Here is a 14,481-nt window from a genome sequence, read left to right as displayed (position 1 = left end):
GACAGTGGGTGTCGACGGAGTCCGGAAGGTCGGTCCGACCCGGAACGGCGCTGTTGATCACTAGATCCTCGCTCCGCCGAGTCCGGCGCGGCCGCGGACGTACACCGCGACGGTGATGATCAACATCACCAGGTAGGCCCCGGCGAAGCACAGGAACGCGCTCGCGTAGCCACCGGTGGACTGCTTCGACGCACTGAGGATCTGCGGGATGATGAAGCCGCCGTACGCGCCGACGGCGGCGACCAGCCCCAGCGCCGCAGACGCCTTGCGCTGATGACTGATCGCGCCGCCGCTGCCCGGCGCGTCGGTGCGGACTGCGCGCGCGGCGAAGATCGCCGGAATCATCCGGTACGTGGCCCCGTTGCCGATCCCGGTCGCGACGAACATGAACAGGAAGCAGGCCAGGAACAGCGCGAAGCTCTTCAGCGGCAGGGTTGCCACCACGGTGCACGAACCGACCGCCATCGCGGCAAAGGCGACTGCGGCGATCCGGGCGCCGCCGAAGCGGTCTGCCAGCCGGCCTCCGTACGGTCTGGCCAGTGAGCCGACCAGGGCGCCGAGGAATGCCAGTGACAGCGCCGCCGACCCGACCTGAAACGTCGAGTACTCGGCGAAGGTGTCATTGATCAACTTCGGAAAGACGCCGGCGAAGCCGATGAACGAGCCGAAGGTGCCGACGTAGAGCAGCGCCATCAGCCAAAGGTGCGGCTCCTTGATCGCCGCCAGCGAACCGGCGAAGTCGCTCCGAGCGCCGGTCAGATTGTTCATGAACCGCCAGGCGCCGAAGGCGGCGAGCAAGATCAACGGCATCCACAGCAGCCCGGCGATGGGCAGGTTGAGACCTGCGCCGGCGGTGATCGTCACCGCGATCGGGACGACCAGCTGAGCAACCGAGGCGCCGAGATTTCCGCCGGCCGCGTTGAGACCGAGCGCCCAGCCCTTTTCCCTTGCTGGGAAGAAGAAGGTGATGTTGGCCATCGAACTGGCGAAGTTGCCGCCACCGAGTCCGGCAAGTCCGGCAACCACCAGCAGCACCGGGAACGGCGTCTGCGGATTGCTGACCACGACGGCCAAGCCGGTGGTCGGGATCAGCAGCAACAACGCCGAGATGATGGTCCAGTTCCGGCCGCCGAAGCGCCCCACCATGAACGTGTACGGGAACCGCATCGTGGCGCCGACCAGACTCGGCAGCGAGATGAGCCAGAACGCCTGGCTGGTGGTCAGGGTGAAGCCGTCTTTCGGCAACATCACCACGACGATGCTCCACAGCTGCCACACCACGAAGCCGAGGAACTCGGTGAAGATCGACCAGCCCAGATTGCGCCGGGCCACCGCGCGTCCGGTCTGCTGCCAGAAGGTCTCGTCTTCGGGGCGCCAGTCGTCGATCCAGCTGCCACCGCGCGGCGGCACCCGATCCGGGGCTTGAGCGCGGGTGGCGAGCTCGGGGCCCTTGTTGGTAAGGCTCATCGTCGGCTCTCCGATCTCCGGGCGGGTGGGGCGGGAGCTGGCGACAATGACGGCTGCCCTTGCGGCGTTGACGCTATGGGTGGCTTGTTTCGACCACTGTCGGCCTCGGTTACCGACGGGTTCCGGCGTTCACACCGGCCCGGGCGCACACGGTGAGGTCGCTGAAACAACGTCGTTACAGCGATGAAGCGGTGAGGAAATCCGATCTTCCTAGGGTCTGGTTCAGCTCGTCCCTGATCACCGACGCGGAGGAACTCGTGGACACTGAACCTGGACCCGTGAACGGTTCGCCCACTGCGCGGCCCGACCGAATCGTCGTCGTCGGGGCGGGACCGGCGGCGTACCGGCTGACCGACGCGCTGGTCAGCCGCGGGTTGGGGGAGCGGACACTGACGGTGATCGGCGAGGAGCCGCATGCTCCGTACGATCGGGTCAATCTGGCACAGCGTTGGGATCCGGAGGCCGATCTGCAGCTGGGAGACGTCGACCTGTGGAGCCGACCCGGCGTACGACTGCGGTCGGGCGAGCGGGTGGTCGCGATCGATCGCGACCATCGCACCGTGACAACCGATGGCGGGGCGGAGATCGGCTACGACCAGCTGGTGCTGGCAACCGGTTCTTATGCGTGGGTGCCGCCGGTTCCTGGTGCCGACCTGCCAGGAGTGCACATCTATCGCACGATCGCCGACGTCGATCGGATGAAGAGCCACCTGGAATCCCTTGCCGGCAAGGAGAGTCCGAAGGCGCTGATCGTGGGTGGCGGCTTGCTCGGACTCGAGGCGGCCGGCGGTCTGGTCGCCCAGGGGATGGACGTCCGGGTGGTGCAGCTGGCTCCTTGGCTGATGCCGACCCAACTTGATCAAGGTGCCGGTCAGGCACTCGGCCGGTTGATCAACGATCTTGGCGTCAGCGTGCTGGGCGGCGTCGGGCCGGAGCAGATCAACGCTGTTGATCATGGTCTGTCGGTCCGGTTGACCGACGGCCGTGAGGTCGACGCCGACATGGTGATCTTCGCGGTCGGCGTCCGGCCACGGGACGAACTCGGACGCGATGCGGGTCTGGAACTGGGGCCGCGCGGCGGGGTCCTGGTCGACGAAAGTTGCCGATCCACCGATCCGAGGATCTGGGCGATCGGCGAGATCGCCTCGCTGCCCGGCTCCGGCTGCGTCGGGTTGGTCGCGCCCGCCAACGCGATGGCCGAAGTGGTGGCGGACCGGCTGCTGGGTGGGCCGGCCACCTTCCCCGGCGTCGACGACTCGACCAAACTCAAGCTCTCCGGAATCGACGTCGCGGTCTTCGGCGATGCGCTGAGCAAGACCGCGGATTGCCTGGACGTGGTCTACGCCGACCCGGCCCGCGGCGTCTATCAGAAGCTCGTGATGAGCGACGACGGCCGCACCTTGCTCGGCGGCATCCTCGTCGGCGACGCAGCAGCGTACTCATCGCTGCGGCCGATGATCGGGCGCGAGCTCGGCAACGAACCGGCCTCCTATCTGGCTGCGGCCGGCGCGGAGTTACCCGGCGCGACCGACCTTCCCGACGATGCGCAGGTCTGCTCCTGCAACGCGGTCAGCGCCGGCACCATTCGCTGTGCGGTCAAGGATGACGGCTGCACCGATGTGGCGGGAGTCAAGGCGTGCACGCGGGCCGGCAGCCAGTGCGGCTCGTGTGTGGGTCTGGTGCAGAAGTTGATCAACAACGAGCTGGCGGCGGCCGGGGTGGAGATCCCGAAGGCCGTCTGCGAGCACTTCGCGATGTCGCGATCGGAGTTGTTCGAGTCGATCCGGGTCGCGCGGTTGACGTCGTTCTCGGCGATCGTGGAACGATTCGGTGCTGCCGCTCAGGACGGCGACAGCAACCGCGGCTGCGACATCTGCCGGCCGATGGTCGCCTCGATCCTGGCCAGTCAGTTCAACGAGTACGTGTTGTCCGACGGCCGCGGCACCCTGCAGGACACCAACGACCGCGCGCTGGCCAACATGCAGAAGGACGGCACCTATTCGGTGGTGCCCAGGATCCCCGGCGGCGAGATCACCCCGGCCAAGCTGAAGGTGATCGCGGAGGTGGCCGAGGAGTTCGGTCTCTACACCAAGATCACCGGCGGGCAGCGGATCGACCTGTTCGGCGCGCGGCTTGATCAACTGCCGAGCATCTGGCAACGCCTGATCGACGCCGGAATGGAGTCCGGGCACGCCTACGGCAAGGCGGTCCGTACGGTGAAGTCGTGCGTGGGCAGCACCTGGTGCCGGTACGGCGTGCAGGATTCGGTCGGGATGGCGATCGAGCTGGAGTTGCGTTACCGCGGGCTGCGGTCGCCGCACAAGATCAAACTCGGCGTCTCCGGCTGTGCCCGGGAATGTGCCGAGGCGCGCAGTAAGGACGTTGGGGTGATCGCCACCGACAAGGGCTGGAATCTCTACGTGGGCGGAAATGGCGGCTTCACCCCACGGCACGCCGAACTGCTGGCCGGCGACCTGACCGACGAGATGTTGATCACGGTGATCGACCGGTTCGTGATGTACTACGTCCGGACAGCAGATCGACTGCAACGGACCGCAGCGTGGATCGCCGACCTGGACGGTGGACTTGATCATCTTCGAGACGTGATCTTGGACGACTCGCTGGGCATCTGCGCCGACCTGGAGCAAGCCATGGCGCAGCACGTCGCGGGTTATCGCGACGAGTGGGCCGCGACACTGTCTGATCCTCAGATGCTGCGTCGATTCCGCGGTTTCGTGAACGCGCCCGAGGGAGCCGACACCACCATCACCCGGGTCACCGAACGTGGTCAGCAGCGGCCGCCGCTGGAACACGAACGCGATCGCGCGGTGCTAGCGTGCGGACCGAGGATCCCGGTCGGCGTACCCGCGGATCCGGCGAGTAGCGGGCCGCCGAGCAACGGGCCGACGAGTGATGGGTGGGGAATCTGAGCAGCGCGCAGATCGGCTACAGCAGTGATCAACTGGCCGGCTTCACCATCGGGGTCACCGCAGATCGCCGATCCGACGACCTGATCGCGGCGTTGGTCCGACGTGGTGCCGAGGTGCTGCACGCGCCGACGCTGCGGATCGTGCCTGCAGGTGAGGACGACCGGCTGATCGCCGACACCCACGCGGTGATCGAGGCTCGCCCCGACATCGTCCTGGCGACCACCTCGTACGGATTCAACGGCTGGATGGACGCCGCTGACGCAGCGGGCCTCGGCCCGCACCTGTTGGAGGTCCTGGCCGGTGCACGGATCCTGGTCCGGGGACCGAAGGCCCGCGGCGCGGTTCGAGCCGCCGGGCTCAGCGAGCAGGGCAGCGGTGCGGAGGAGACGACCGCCAGCCTGGTCGACCTCGTGCTGGATCGCGGCGTCGATCAGCAGACGGTGGCGATGCAGTTGCACGGCTATGTCGACCAAGATCAACTCGATCGGCTGACCGAGGCCGGCGCGCGACTGCTGACGGTGGCCCCCTACCGCTGGGCCGATCCGCCGGATCCGCGCCAGGTGGACCGGCTGATCGAGGCGATTGTCGGACGGCAACTCGACGTGGTCACGTTCACCAGCGCCCCCGCGGCGGAGGCGCTGCTGCAGGCCGCCGAACGCGCCGACCAGTTGTCCGGCCTGCTGGCCGCCCTCGCCGGTGACGTGCTGCCGATCGCGGTCGGCACCGTGACTGCGGCACCGCTGCGCCGAGTCGGGCTGAACCCGGTCCATCCCGACCGCTTCCGGCTCGGCGCCCTGGTGCGGACGGTGTGCGAACAGTTGGAGGCCCGGGTCCTGCACGCCTGCACCGCGGTCGGGTCGATCGAGCTGCGCGGCCGCCGGGTCGTGATCGCGGGCGCGGCTGATCATGGTGTGCTGCTGTCGCCGACGGGTGCGATGATCTTGAAGATCTTGATCAACGCCGAGGGCGGCGTGGTGAGCAAGGAGCGGCTCCGAGAACTTCTGCCGGGTGTCAGTGATGATCATGGTCTGGAGGTTGCGATCGGCCGGCTGCGCGGCTCACTCGGTGTGTCCGGGATGATCACCACGGTGGTCCGCCGCGGCTACCGACTGGGCTGAGCTGCGGCTGGATTCACGTCGAGCCAGTCTGATTCCTGGCCGCGTTCAGAGGAAGCGGTGCATCACGTGCAGCCCGACATATCCCTTGCTGGGTGAGAGAAACGCCTCCGGGACCGTGCCGATGATCGTGAAACCGAGCTTCTCGTACAACCCGACCGCACCGGCGTTGGTGTCCACCACGGCGTTGAACTGCATCGCCCGATAGCCGTTGTTCTTCGCCCACTCCAGCGACTCGACCACCAGGGCCCGGCCGATCCCTCGACCGGCCTTGTCGGGATGGACCATGTAGCTTGCGTTGGCCACATGGGACCCGGCGCCCAGCCGGTTCGGATTCATGTGCGAGGTGCCGACGACGACGCCGTCGTCAGCCACCGCGACCGCGGTCCGTCCGGGCGGCTCGAGCATCCACAACTGCCGACCCTGCTCCGATGTACTCCTCCGCGGGTACTCGTACGTCTCACCGGCGGCCACGATCGGCTGGAAGATCGCCCAGATCGCCTCCCAGTCCGCTGCCTCGGCATCACGAATCTCCATCCGCCCTCCTTCGTGATCATCTTTGTTCGTGCGCGCGACCTGCGGCGACCACGCTAACGGTTTGGGCTAACGTCTGGCAGATGAACTCATCGAGCGAGTTCAACCCGACGGCACCGGACCGCCGACAACTCGGCGACTCCGGACCCGACGATGTGCAGGAAGAACTCAGCCGGGCGTATCGGCACGAATGGGCACGCCTGGTTGCCGCGCTGGCCCGCCGCTTCGGCGACCTGGACCTGGCCGAGGAGGCGGCGGCCGAGGCGTTCGCGGCGGCCGTACACCGCTGGCCGGTCGACGGCGTGCCCGTCAACCCAGGCGGTTGGCTGGCCACTACCGCGAATCGCAAGGCGATCGACCGGATCCGACGGGAGAGCAAGCGCGACGGGAAACAGCGTGAGGCGTCACGCTACGAAGCGGTGCCGGCCGAGCCGGTCGAGTCTGCTGGGGCGATCGAGGACGAACGGCTGCGACTGATCTTCACCTGCTGCCATCCGGCGCTGGCGATCGAGGCCCGGGTCGCGTTGACCCTGCGGATGCTCGGCGGGCTGACCGTGGCCGAGATCGCCCGCGCGTTCCTGGTCAGCGAGACCGCGATGGCACAACGGATCACCCGGGCGAAGGCCAAGATCAAGGGCGCCAACATCCCGTACCGGATCCCGTCGGCCGAGGACCTTCCGGATCGAGTCGGCGGGGTGCTGGCGGCGTTGTATCTGATCTTCAACGAGGGCTATCTGGCGACCGGCCCGGACACCGATCCGGTACGCCGTGAGCTGACCGCCGAAGCGATCCGGCTGACCCGGCTGCTGCGGGAGCTACTGCCGGACGACGGCGAGGTGAGCGGCTTGCTGGCCCTGATGTTGCTGACCGAGGCCCGCCGGACCGCGCGGACCTCGGCCGCCGGCGAACTGGTTCCGCTCGGTCAGCAGGACCGCAGCAGCTGGGATGCGGAGTTGATCACCGAGGGGCATCGGCTGGTCCGCGAGCGGCTGGCGGCCCCAGTTGCGCCGGGACGCTACCAGTTGCTGGCCGCGATCAACGCCGTCCACACCTCGGCACGGGAGGCCCGGGACACCGACTGGTCGCAGGTCGTCGCGCTCTACGACCGATTGGTCCGGCTCGACCCGTCGCCGATCATCGCCCTCAATCGGGCGGTCGCGGTAGCGGAGTTGACCGGCCCCGAGTCGGCGTTGGCCACCGTTGATGATCTTGCCAGCGAGTTGTCCGGCTATCACCCGTTCCACGTCACCCGGGCCGACCTGTTGCGTCGGCTGGGCCGGACCGAGGAGTCACTGGCCGCGTACGACGCGGCCATCGAGTCGGCAGGCAACACCGCCGAGACCGCCTACCTTGCTCGCCGCCGAGCCGAACTGGTGTCGGCCGGCGGCGATCACGGGTGACTCTTCGGACGATGGATCAGCCGAACGTGTCCGGGTTCGGCCCGGTCCGGTTGCCCTCGTCCAGAGCGTCGATTGCGGCAAGATCATCCGCGGTCAGCTCGAAGTCGAACACCTGGAAGTTCTCCTCGATCCGAGCCGGCGTGACCGACTTCGGGAAGACGATGTAGCCCTTCTGCAGGTGCCAGCGCAAGATCACCTGGGCCGGAGTTTTCCCTACCCTGGCTGCAATCTCGCCGATCTCCGGGCTCTTCAGATCGGAGCCGAGTCCGAGCGGGCTCCAGGCCTCGACCCGGACGCCGTGCTTGAGGCTGCCGTCGACCGCGGCCTGGTTGGCGAAGGTCGGGTGCACCTCGATCTGATTCACCGCCGGCGTCGTACCGGTCTCGGAGATGATCTTGTCCAGATGATCGGGCTGGAAGTTGGAGACGCCGATCGACTTCGCCAGACCCTGCTCCAGGCAGTCCTGCATGCCGCGCCAGGTCTCGACGTAGTCACCGCTGTTCGGAGTCGGCCAGTGGATGAGATACAGGTCGACGTAGTCCAGCCGCAGCTTGGCCAGGCTGGTCTTGAGCTCGGCGACGGCGTCGCTGCGTTCGTGCTTGCCGTTGGCCAGCTTGGTGGTCACCCAGAGTTCGTCGCGGGCGATGCCGGAGGCGGCGATCGCCTCACCGACGCCCTCCTCGTTCTGGTAGCCCTGGGCGGTGTCGATGTGCCGGTAGCCGACCTCGAGCGCCTTGCTGACGGTGGGGACGATGTCGTCGGTGGACACCTGCCAGACCCCGATGCCGAACTGCGGGATCGAACGGCCGTCGTTCAACGTGATGGTGGGAACCTGCGCCATAGGGGTAGAACTCCTCACGGTTTGGATTGCTGCCGGACTGCGTACGACGTGGGGCCGCGGCCGGCCGGGACGCGCCATCCACGATCGCGGACGGCGTCTCCGCACTACGGTAGCCAACGATCTTGCGCAACCTCCGCCCGATCCGCTCACCGGACCGGTGGCCCTCGATCCTTCCCGCGCATCGTCGGTTCTCCCGCGCAGGTTCGTGCATCCGCGGCAGCGCCGTAGGTGCGCGGGAAGGGTGGTCGGGCGTGCATCCGCTGGAGCGCCGGGGTTCCGCGGGCACGCCGATGGTGCAGGGAACGCTCCGGAGCCGGGCGGAGGTGGAGAAAGCACTATGCCGAGGGTGAAATAATCGCGTCCATCATGTCTTCACTTCCTGCCATCCTCAGCGCCCGCATCCAGTCCGTCGCGGAAGTCGACCCTGAGTTGCGACCGGCGACCAAGCCGCAGTTCGGCCACTTCCAGTCCAACGTCGCGCTGCGCCTGGCCAAGCAGGAGGGCAAGCCGCCGCGTGAGGTGGCGCAGCGGATCATCGACAGCCTCGACGTGGCCGACCTCTGCGAGCCGCCGGACCTGGCCGGCCCCGGCTTCATCAACTTCCGGCTCAAGGCCGAGACTCTGGCCGCGGCGGCGAGCGAGCAGCTGGCCGATCCGCGGATCGGTCTTGAGCAGGCCGACCAGCCGCAGACCGTTGTGATCGACTACTCCGCGCCGAACGTCGCCAAGCAGATGCACGTGGGGCATCTGCGTTCGACGATCATCGGCGACACCCTCAACCGGGTGCTGTCGGTGCTCGGACACCACGTCATTCCGCAGAACCACATCGGCGACTGGGGAACCCAGTTCGGTCAGCTGGTCGAGCAGATCCTCGACGAGGGAATCGATGCCGGCACCCTCGATCTGGAGTCGGCCGCTGAGCTCTATGTCCGGGCGTCAGCACACTTCAAGCAGGACCAGGATTTCGCGGATCGGGCGCGCAAACGGGTGGTCGCGCTGCAGGCCGGTGACGAAGAAACCCGGACGATCTGGCAGCAATTGATCAAGATCTCGCTGCCCGGCTTCAACGCCACCTATCAACGGATGAACATCCGGCTCACCGATGATGATCTTGCCGGCGAGTCCAGCTACAACGACGATCTGCCGAAGGTTGTCGCGGAGTTGGAGGCCAACGGCACCGCGGTCATCGACGACGGTGCGCTATGTGTGTTCGTCGAGGGCTTCAATGCTCCGATGATCATCCGCAAGAGCGACGGCGGTTACGGGTACGCGACCACCGATCTGGCCGCGATCCGGCGTCGGGTGCGGGAGTTGCACGCGGACCGGATCGTCTACGTGGTCGACATGCGGCAGTCGGCGCACTTCGACCAGGTGTTCGCGGTAAGCCGCAAGGTCGGTTACCTGCCGGAGAACGTGAGCGCCGAACACGTCGCGTTCGGAATGGTGATGGGCAAGGACGGGAAGCCGTTCAAGACCCGTGACGGCAAGGTGGCCACGCTGAAGAGCTTGCTGGACGCGGCCGAGGAGAAGGCTGCGCCGGCGGTTGCGCTGGCCGCGATCAAGTACGCCGACCTTTCCAGCGGGCTGAACAAGGATTACGTCTTCGACGTCGACCGAATGGTGGCGACCACCGGCAACACCGGCCCGTACCTGCAGTACGCGCACGCCCGGACCCATCAGGTGCTGCGCAAGGCCGAAGCCGAAGGCATCGCCGTACCGGACAAGATCACGGTGCTGGACGAGCCGGCCGAGCAGCAGCTGGCGCTGTTGCTGCCGCGGTTCGCCGAGATCGTCAACGAGGTCGCCGACACCCTGCAGCCGCATCGGCTCTGCGGCTACCTGCACGACGTCGCGGTCGCGTACTCGACCTTCTACGAGCAGTGCCCGGTGCTGAAGTCCGAAGGTGAGGTACGCGGCTCGCGGCTGGCCCTCTGCCTGGCCACCCAGCGAGTCCTCGCCAAGGGCCTCGACCTGCTGGGAATCGAAGCCCCCGACCGCATGTGACCCGAGTTGTCAGAATGTACATGGGCTATAGCACCACTACCTTCTGACAAGTCGGCAGGAGTCAGCCCTTCCAGTTGTGGGCCAGCCAGGCGGCGCCGACGATGCCGGCGGAGTTCTGCAGCTTGGCCGGGACGATCTCGGCGTTCAGCTTGAGCAGCGGGAGGAATTTCTCCGACTTCCGGCTGACTCCGCCGCCGACCACGATCAGGTCGGGCCAGGTCAGCGACTCGAGCACCTCGTAGTAACGCTGCAGATGCTTCTCGGCCCACTTCTTGTACGACAGACCCTTGTCTTCCTTGAACTTCGCCGAGGCGCGGGACTCGGCATCATGCCCGTCGATCTCCAGGTGTCCGAACTCGGTGTTGGGCACCAGCATCCCGTTGTGGATCAGCGCGCTGCCGATGCCGGTGCCGAGCGTGGTCAGCAGTACGACGCCGAGGTTGCCCTTGGCCGCCCCGTACTGAACCTCGGCGACACCGGCGGCGTCGGCGTCGTTGACCAGCACGATGTTGCGGCCGAGCACGTCCTCGAAGGTCTTCTCCGCCGGATGATCGATCCAGGACTTGTCGATGTTGGCTGCCGAGCGGGTGATGCCGTGATTGACCACCGCAGGGATGGTGACACCGATCGGGCCATCGCCGATCTGGTCGGTGAACTCGGAAACGATCTTGGCCACCACCCGGGCGACGTTCTCCGGCGTGGAGTCGGCGGGCGTGTCGATGCGGAGCCGGTCGGCGGCGAATTCGCCGGTGTGCAGATCGACCGGCGCGCCTTTGATCCCGGATCCGCCGATGTCGATGCCGAGCACCGGACGGTCCGAGGCCGAACCCGTGGTGGGTGACGCGACGCCGTCGGATCCAGAAGCTGCGGTGGTTTCGCTCATGGGGAGCAGATTATCGGCACGGTGTCACCCGCCGGCGCACCGTCCTCAGCCGCGCCCCGGCCCCGGATCGGATTTCAGGAGCCTGTGCACCCATACGAGGGTTGTTGGGACCCGAACCTCCTGAAATCCCGATGTTCGAGCTGAGCCCCGGCCCGACGGGTCGAATTCCAGGAGGCTGCGCACCCATACGCGCTCTGGGAGGACCTGAACCTCCTGGCATTCGACTCGCCGATAGATCAGGGCCGCTGAGCGGCAAGTCGGGGTCTGGGACGGCGCGATCCCCTGACCGGTTCCGATCAATCGCAAGGAATTTCTCCGGGCAGCCCCGAAGAGTTGTCAGGGCTGCAGATCCTCGATGCTGTCAGCCCTGCAGGTGTTCGATCGAGTACGGGTAGACCATCGGATCGTCGGCGTAGTAGATCGCGTAGTAACGCCGATACACGTCCAGCCAGTGCTCGAGATCAAGCACGTACGGGCCGTAGCGGTTGATCGCGAGTTCGTGCAGGAAGCGTTGATCATCCAGCACGTCCGGATACTGCTCCATCCCCATCAGCGTGATCGCTCCGGCCAGATCCATCACCGGGTCGGCGGCCAGCGTATGCGGGCTGAAGTCGGCGACTCCGGTGATCACGGTCTGCACCGCGTCGCCACCCGGATCCGGTCGCCGGGTCGCGCCGACCATCACGTTGCCGGGATAGAAATCGCCGTGCACCAGGGCCGGCTCGCACACCCGCTGCCGGACCTCGGCGATCACTCGCTGCACCGAGCCGGCCGGAAGATCACGATCAAGATTGTCTCGGACCCGCTGCTCGGCCGTCCGAAGTTGATCTTCGAGCAGATCGCCGAGCGAGTCGAAGATTCGCGGGTCGTGCCCGAACAACCGAGCGAATTGCCTGCTGGGCAAGGGCAGCTGGCTCATGCTGGCCGCTGCTTGCAGATATTGATCAAGGACCTGGCGGCGTACGTCGCCGGTCGCAGTCGGCAACCAGGCCGACAGCGACGTGCCGGCGATCCGCCGATCCACCGTGTAGGTCCGGCCGCCGATCTCGCCGGACTCGATGATCTCCGGCGTACGAAAACCAAGATCAACTCCTGCGAACGACCGGTAGGCCGGGCGGAGCTGTTCGATCATCCGCTGGGCGGATTCGTGACCGGAGCGATAGATCCGCAGCACATGATCATCACCGAGCGGGTAGACCACCGACTCACCGCCGGAGCCGAGCGGTGTCACCCCGGGGATACCGAAGCGTTCCAGCACCGGTTCGTCCGCCGCTTCGCCGGTGCCGGTCAGCGAGGTACGGCGTGCGGTCCGGGCCCGGTCCAGTTGCGTCATCGCCAACTCCCGCGCCACCGCCGGATCCAGGTGCCGGGCGATCAGATCGACCGGACCCTTGGGCGTGTGGACATGCACGCTGGCCAGCCGCAGCCGACGCTGCAGTGGTCCGCGGCTGATCTGCACCGACTGCGTCTTGGCGTGCGGTACCACGTCGGTCACCCGGTCCAGGAATCCACGCCGGGCCGTGATCACCGCGGCATTCCAGCCGTAGCGCAACGTCCAGCCGTCGAACCAGCGGATCGCCCGAGCCCGCTTCGGCGACGGCCGCAGGTCGATGCCGTCCAACTCGGCGCCCGGCAGCACCCGGGACAACGCCGTACGGACCTGATCCAGCCGGGCGATCGGCAGCAGGATGCTGCTGACGTCGGTGCTGTTGTCCTCGTGGTCGTGACTGCCGTAGCCGAGCACGTCGACGTCGACCCGGGCCCAGCCGAAGCGACGCCACAGCAGCGGTTCGGTGATCCGTACGCCCTGGATCCGGTTCAGCGGCAGCGATTGACTGCTCAGGTTGGTCAGCCCACGGGTGATCCGCAGGCCCCGACCCGACTCGGCCAGGGTGTAGTTGAACTGTGCCGTCACCCGCCGGCTCACCAGACCGACCACGGTCAGTGCCAGCGGCAGCAGGCCGAACAGGCCGACCAGGGGCGCGCCCGCCACCGTACTGATGATCACCATCACCACCAGGATCCCGACCGACACGGCGAACTCGGTGGACAGCACCAGGCCCATGATCAACAACCCGGGACTCAGCGTGACCAGGGTGCGTTCGGCGGCGCTGAGATCGGTGAAGGCGCTGGCCTGGGGCAGCGCGGCCGAGCCGGCCAGAGTGACTTGATCACCATGGGCTCGAGCCAGCAGATAGTCCCGCAGCTGGGTTGCCTGACTGCGGGTCAGATAACGCAGCACGGTCCGGCTGTCGCCGGCGCCGGCCTCGATCCGCAGCTCGACCAGGCCGAAGATCCGCGCGGCCAGCGGCTGGATGATGTCGACGGACTGGATCCGCTGGAAGGCGATCCGGCGGGAGCGCTTGGCCAGCGCCCCGGTCTCCACCCGGAGCTCCTCGTCGTCGATCACGTACCGGGTGAAGTACCAGGAGACGAAGCCGGCCGCGCCGGCGAACAGCACGATCACCAGCACGCCGAGCAGCAGCCAGCCGATGCCCAGCGACAGGACCTGTTGCAGATTCGACTTGCCGTGCTCGTCCGGGACCGCCTCGCGGCCGGCCAGGAAGATGATCACCACCAGGACGGCCCAGCCGCGGATCAGCGGAGTGAGCGGATGCGGACGCTCGGTCTCCTTGGGCGGAGGCGGCGTCGGGGTCGTGTCAGCTTCGCGTGAAGTCGGCGTCACGTCGGCCTCCCGCGAAGTCGGCGTCGTGCCAGGCTGCTCGCTCATAGGCCGGATGCCTGGGCCTCGCCGACCTGGGTCAGCCGATCCCGCAGCCGAGCGGCCTCATCCGGCAGCAGCCCGGGAATGACCGCGTCGGTGGCGGCGCTGGCAGTGACCAGTTGCACGGTGGCCAGACCGAACGCCCGCTGCAGCGGAGTGGTGCGGACCTCGACGGCCTGCATCCGTCCGTACGGGACCGCGGTGAGCTCGCGGAACAGTACGCCGTGGGTGATGTAAAGGTCGTCGTCGCGTTCGAGATAGCCCCACGAGCGCCAGTTGCGGCCGATGACGATCCAGCGCGGGATGCCGATCGCCAAAGCGACCGCCCAGATCACCGCGGCCAGCCACCACAGTCCGAAGCCGAGCCCGGCGTACAGCGCGCCGGCGGTGAAGATCACCCCGATCCAGAGGACCGAATTCAGCCGCCGCATCGTCCGGTACTTCGGGGAGATCGGCTGCCAGTCCTCGTCGGGCGGGGCGAACAGGGCTTCCATCGGCATGCCCAGAGCTTACGGTGGTCCCTCTTCCCGCACCGGTCCCAGCACGCCGCACCGGGTGCAGATGGTGCTGCGTGCTGGGACC

Annotated in this window: 10 protein-coding genes; 4 read left to right on the top strand and 6 right to left on the bottom strand. The window is 67.2% G+C overall.

Annotated features, from left to right (window positions below):
- Nucleotides 1-60 precede the first annotated feature (60 nt).
- The gene (locus tag FOE78_RS00390) at nt 61-1,467 is read right to left on the bottom strand and encodes an MFS transporter (RefSeq protein ID WP_143984563.1); all 1,407 of its coding nucleotides are present in this window, start codon (nt 1,465-1,467) and stop codon (nt 61-63) included.
- A gap of 257 nt (nt 1,468-1,724) precedes the next feature.
- On the opposite strand from FOE78_RS00390, the gene nirB reads away from it, so the two are divergent.
- Nucleotides 1,725-4,397: a nitrite reductase large subunit NirB gene (nirB, locus tag FOE78_RS00385; RefSeq protein WP_228265978.1), complete on the top strand. Its 2,673-nt coding sequence runs from the start codon at nt 1,725-1,727 to the stop codon at nt 4,395-4,397.
- Nucleotides 4,385-5,515: a uroporphyrinogen-III synthase gene (locus tag FOE78_RS00380; RefSeq protein WP_210414737.1), complete on the top strand. Its 1,131-nt coding sequence runs from the start codon at nt 4,385-4,387 to the stop codon at nt 5,513-5,515. The genes nirB and FOE78_RS00380 overlap by 13 nt, the downstream gene beginning before the upstream one ends.
- Nucleotides 5,516-5,560: 45 nt before the next feature.
- Here FOE78_RS00380 and FOE78_RS00375 read toward each other — a convergent pair whose 3' ends face one another.
- Nucleotides 5,561-6,049 (bottom strand): GNAT family N-acetyltransferase, encoded by a 489-nt coding sequence (locus FOE78_RS00375; RefSeq protein ID WP_143984562.1) that lies wholly within the window; start codon nt 6,047-6,049, stop codon nt 5,561-5,563.
- Between the two features lie 80 nt (nt 6,050-6,129).
- Between FOE78_RS00375 and FOE78_RS00370 the strand changes: the two genes are divergently transcribed.
- Nucleotides 6,130-7,446, top strand: a complete 1,317-nt coding sequence (locus FOE78_RS00370; RefSeq protein ID WP_143984561.1) for an RNA polymerase sigma factor — start codon at nt 6,130-6,132, stop codon at nt 7,444-7,446.
- 16 nt (nt 7,447-7,462) lie between these two features.
- Here FOE78_RS00370 and FOE78_RS00365 read toward each other — a convergent pair whose 3' ends face one another.
- Entirely contained in the window at nt 7,463-8,287 is an 825-nt protein-coding gene (locus tag FOE78_RS00365) for an aldo/keto reductase (protein WP_143984560.1), read from the bottom strand.
- A 366-nt stretch (nt 8,288-8,653) separates the two neighbouring features.
- Here FOE78_RS00365 and argS point away from each other — a divergent pair, with 366 nt between their 5' ends.
- Nucleotides 8,654-10,291, top strand: coding sequence for an arginine--tRNA ligase (gene argS, locus FOE78_RS00360; RefSeq protein WP_143984559.1), 1,638 nt, complete (start codon nt 8,654-8,656; stop codon nt 10,289-10,291).
- A 61-nt stretch (nt 10,292-10,352) separates the two neighbouring features.
- On the opposite strand, the gene ppgK is transcribed toward argS, so the two are convergent.
- The 3 genes from ppgK to FOE78_RS00345 all read right to left on the bottom strand — a co-directional run bounded on the left by ppgK (nt 10,353) and on the right by FOE78_RS00345 (nt 14,399).
- Complete coding sequence (gene ppgK / locus FOE78_RS00355; protein WP_143984558.1) at nt 10,353-11,174, bottom strand: polyphosphate--glucose phosphotransferase; 822 nt, start codon at nt 11,172-11,174, stop codon at nt 10,353-10,355.
- Nucleotides 11,175-11,535: 361 nt separating this feature from the next.
- On the bottom strand, nt 11,536-13,905 hold the full coding sequence (locus tag FOE78_RS00350) for a PH domain-containing protein (RefSeq protein WP_143984557.1): 2,370 nt from the start codon (nt 13,903-13,905) through the stop codon (nt 11,536-11,538).
- Entirely contained in the window at nt 13,902-14,399 is a 498-nt protein-coding gene (locus FOE78_RS00345) for a PH domain-containing protein (RefSeq protein WP_228265977.1), read from the bottom strand. Before FOE78_RS00345 ends, FOE78_RS00350 begins: the two co-directional genes overlap by 4 nt.
- Between the last annotated feature and the right edge of the window lie 82 nt (nt 14,400-14,481).

Origin of the sequence: Microlunatus elymi, assembly GCF_007362775.1 — a bacterium.
In the GTDB taxonomy this organism is placed as follows: domain Bacteria; phylum Actinomycetota; class Actinomycetes; order Propionibacteriales; family Propionibacteriaceae; genus Microlunatus; species Microlunatus elymi.
The sequence above is the reverse complement of the archived record's forward strand: the minus strand, read 5'-3'. Positions and strand labels throughout refer to the sequence as shown.

Coding starts and splice junctions, on each gene's coding strand:
- FOE78_RS00390 (WP_143984563.1), bottom strand. CDS start 1,467: ATGAGCCTTACCAACAAGGGCCCCGAGCTCGCCACCCGCGCTCAAGCC.
- FOE78_RS00345 (WP_228265977.1), bottom strand. CDS start 14,399: ATGCCGATGGAAGCCCTGTTCGCCCCGCCCGACGAGGACTGGCAGCCG.
- FOE78_RS00350 (WP_143984557.1), bottom strand. CDS start 13,905: ATGAGCGAGCAGCCTGGCACGACGCCGACTTCGCGGGAGGCCGACGTG.
- FOE78_RS00370 (WP_143984561.1), top strand. CDS start 6,130: ATGAACTCATCGAGCGAGTTCAACCCGACGGCACCGGACCGCCGACAA.
- argS (WP_143984559.1), top strand. CDS start 8,654: ATGTCTTCACTTCCTGCCATCCTCAGCGCCCGCATCCAGTCCGTCGCG.
- ppgK (WP_143984558.1), bottom strand. CDS start 11,174: ATGAGCGAAACCACCGCAGCTTCTGGATCCGACGGCGTCGCGTCACCC.
- FOE78_RS00365 (WP_143984560.1), bottom strand. CDS start 8,287: ATGGCGCAGGTTCCCACCATCACGTTGAACGACGGCCGTTCGATCCCG.
- FOE78_RS00375 (WP_143984562.1), bottom strand. CDS start 6,049: ATGGAGATTCGTGATGCCGAGGCAGCGGACTGGGAGGCGATCTGGGCG.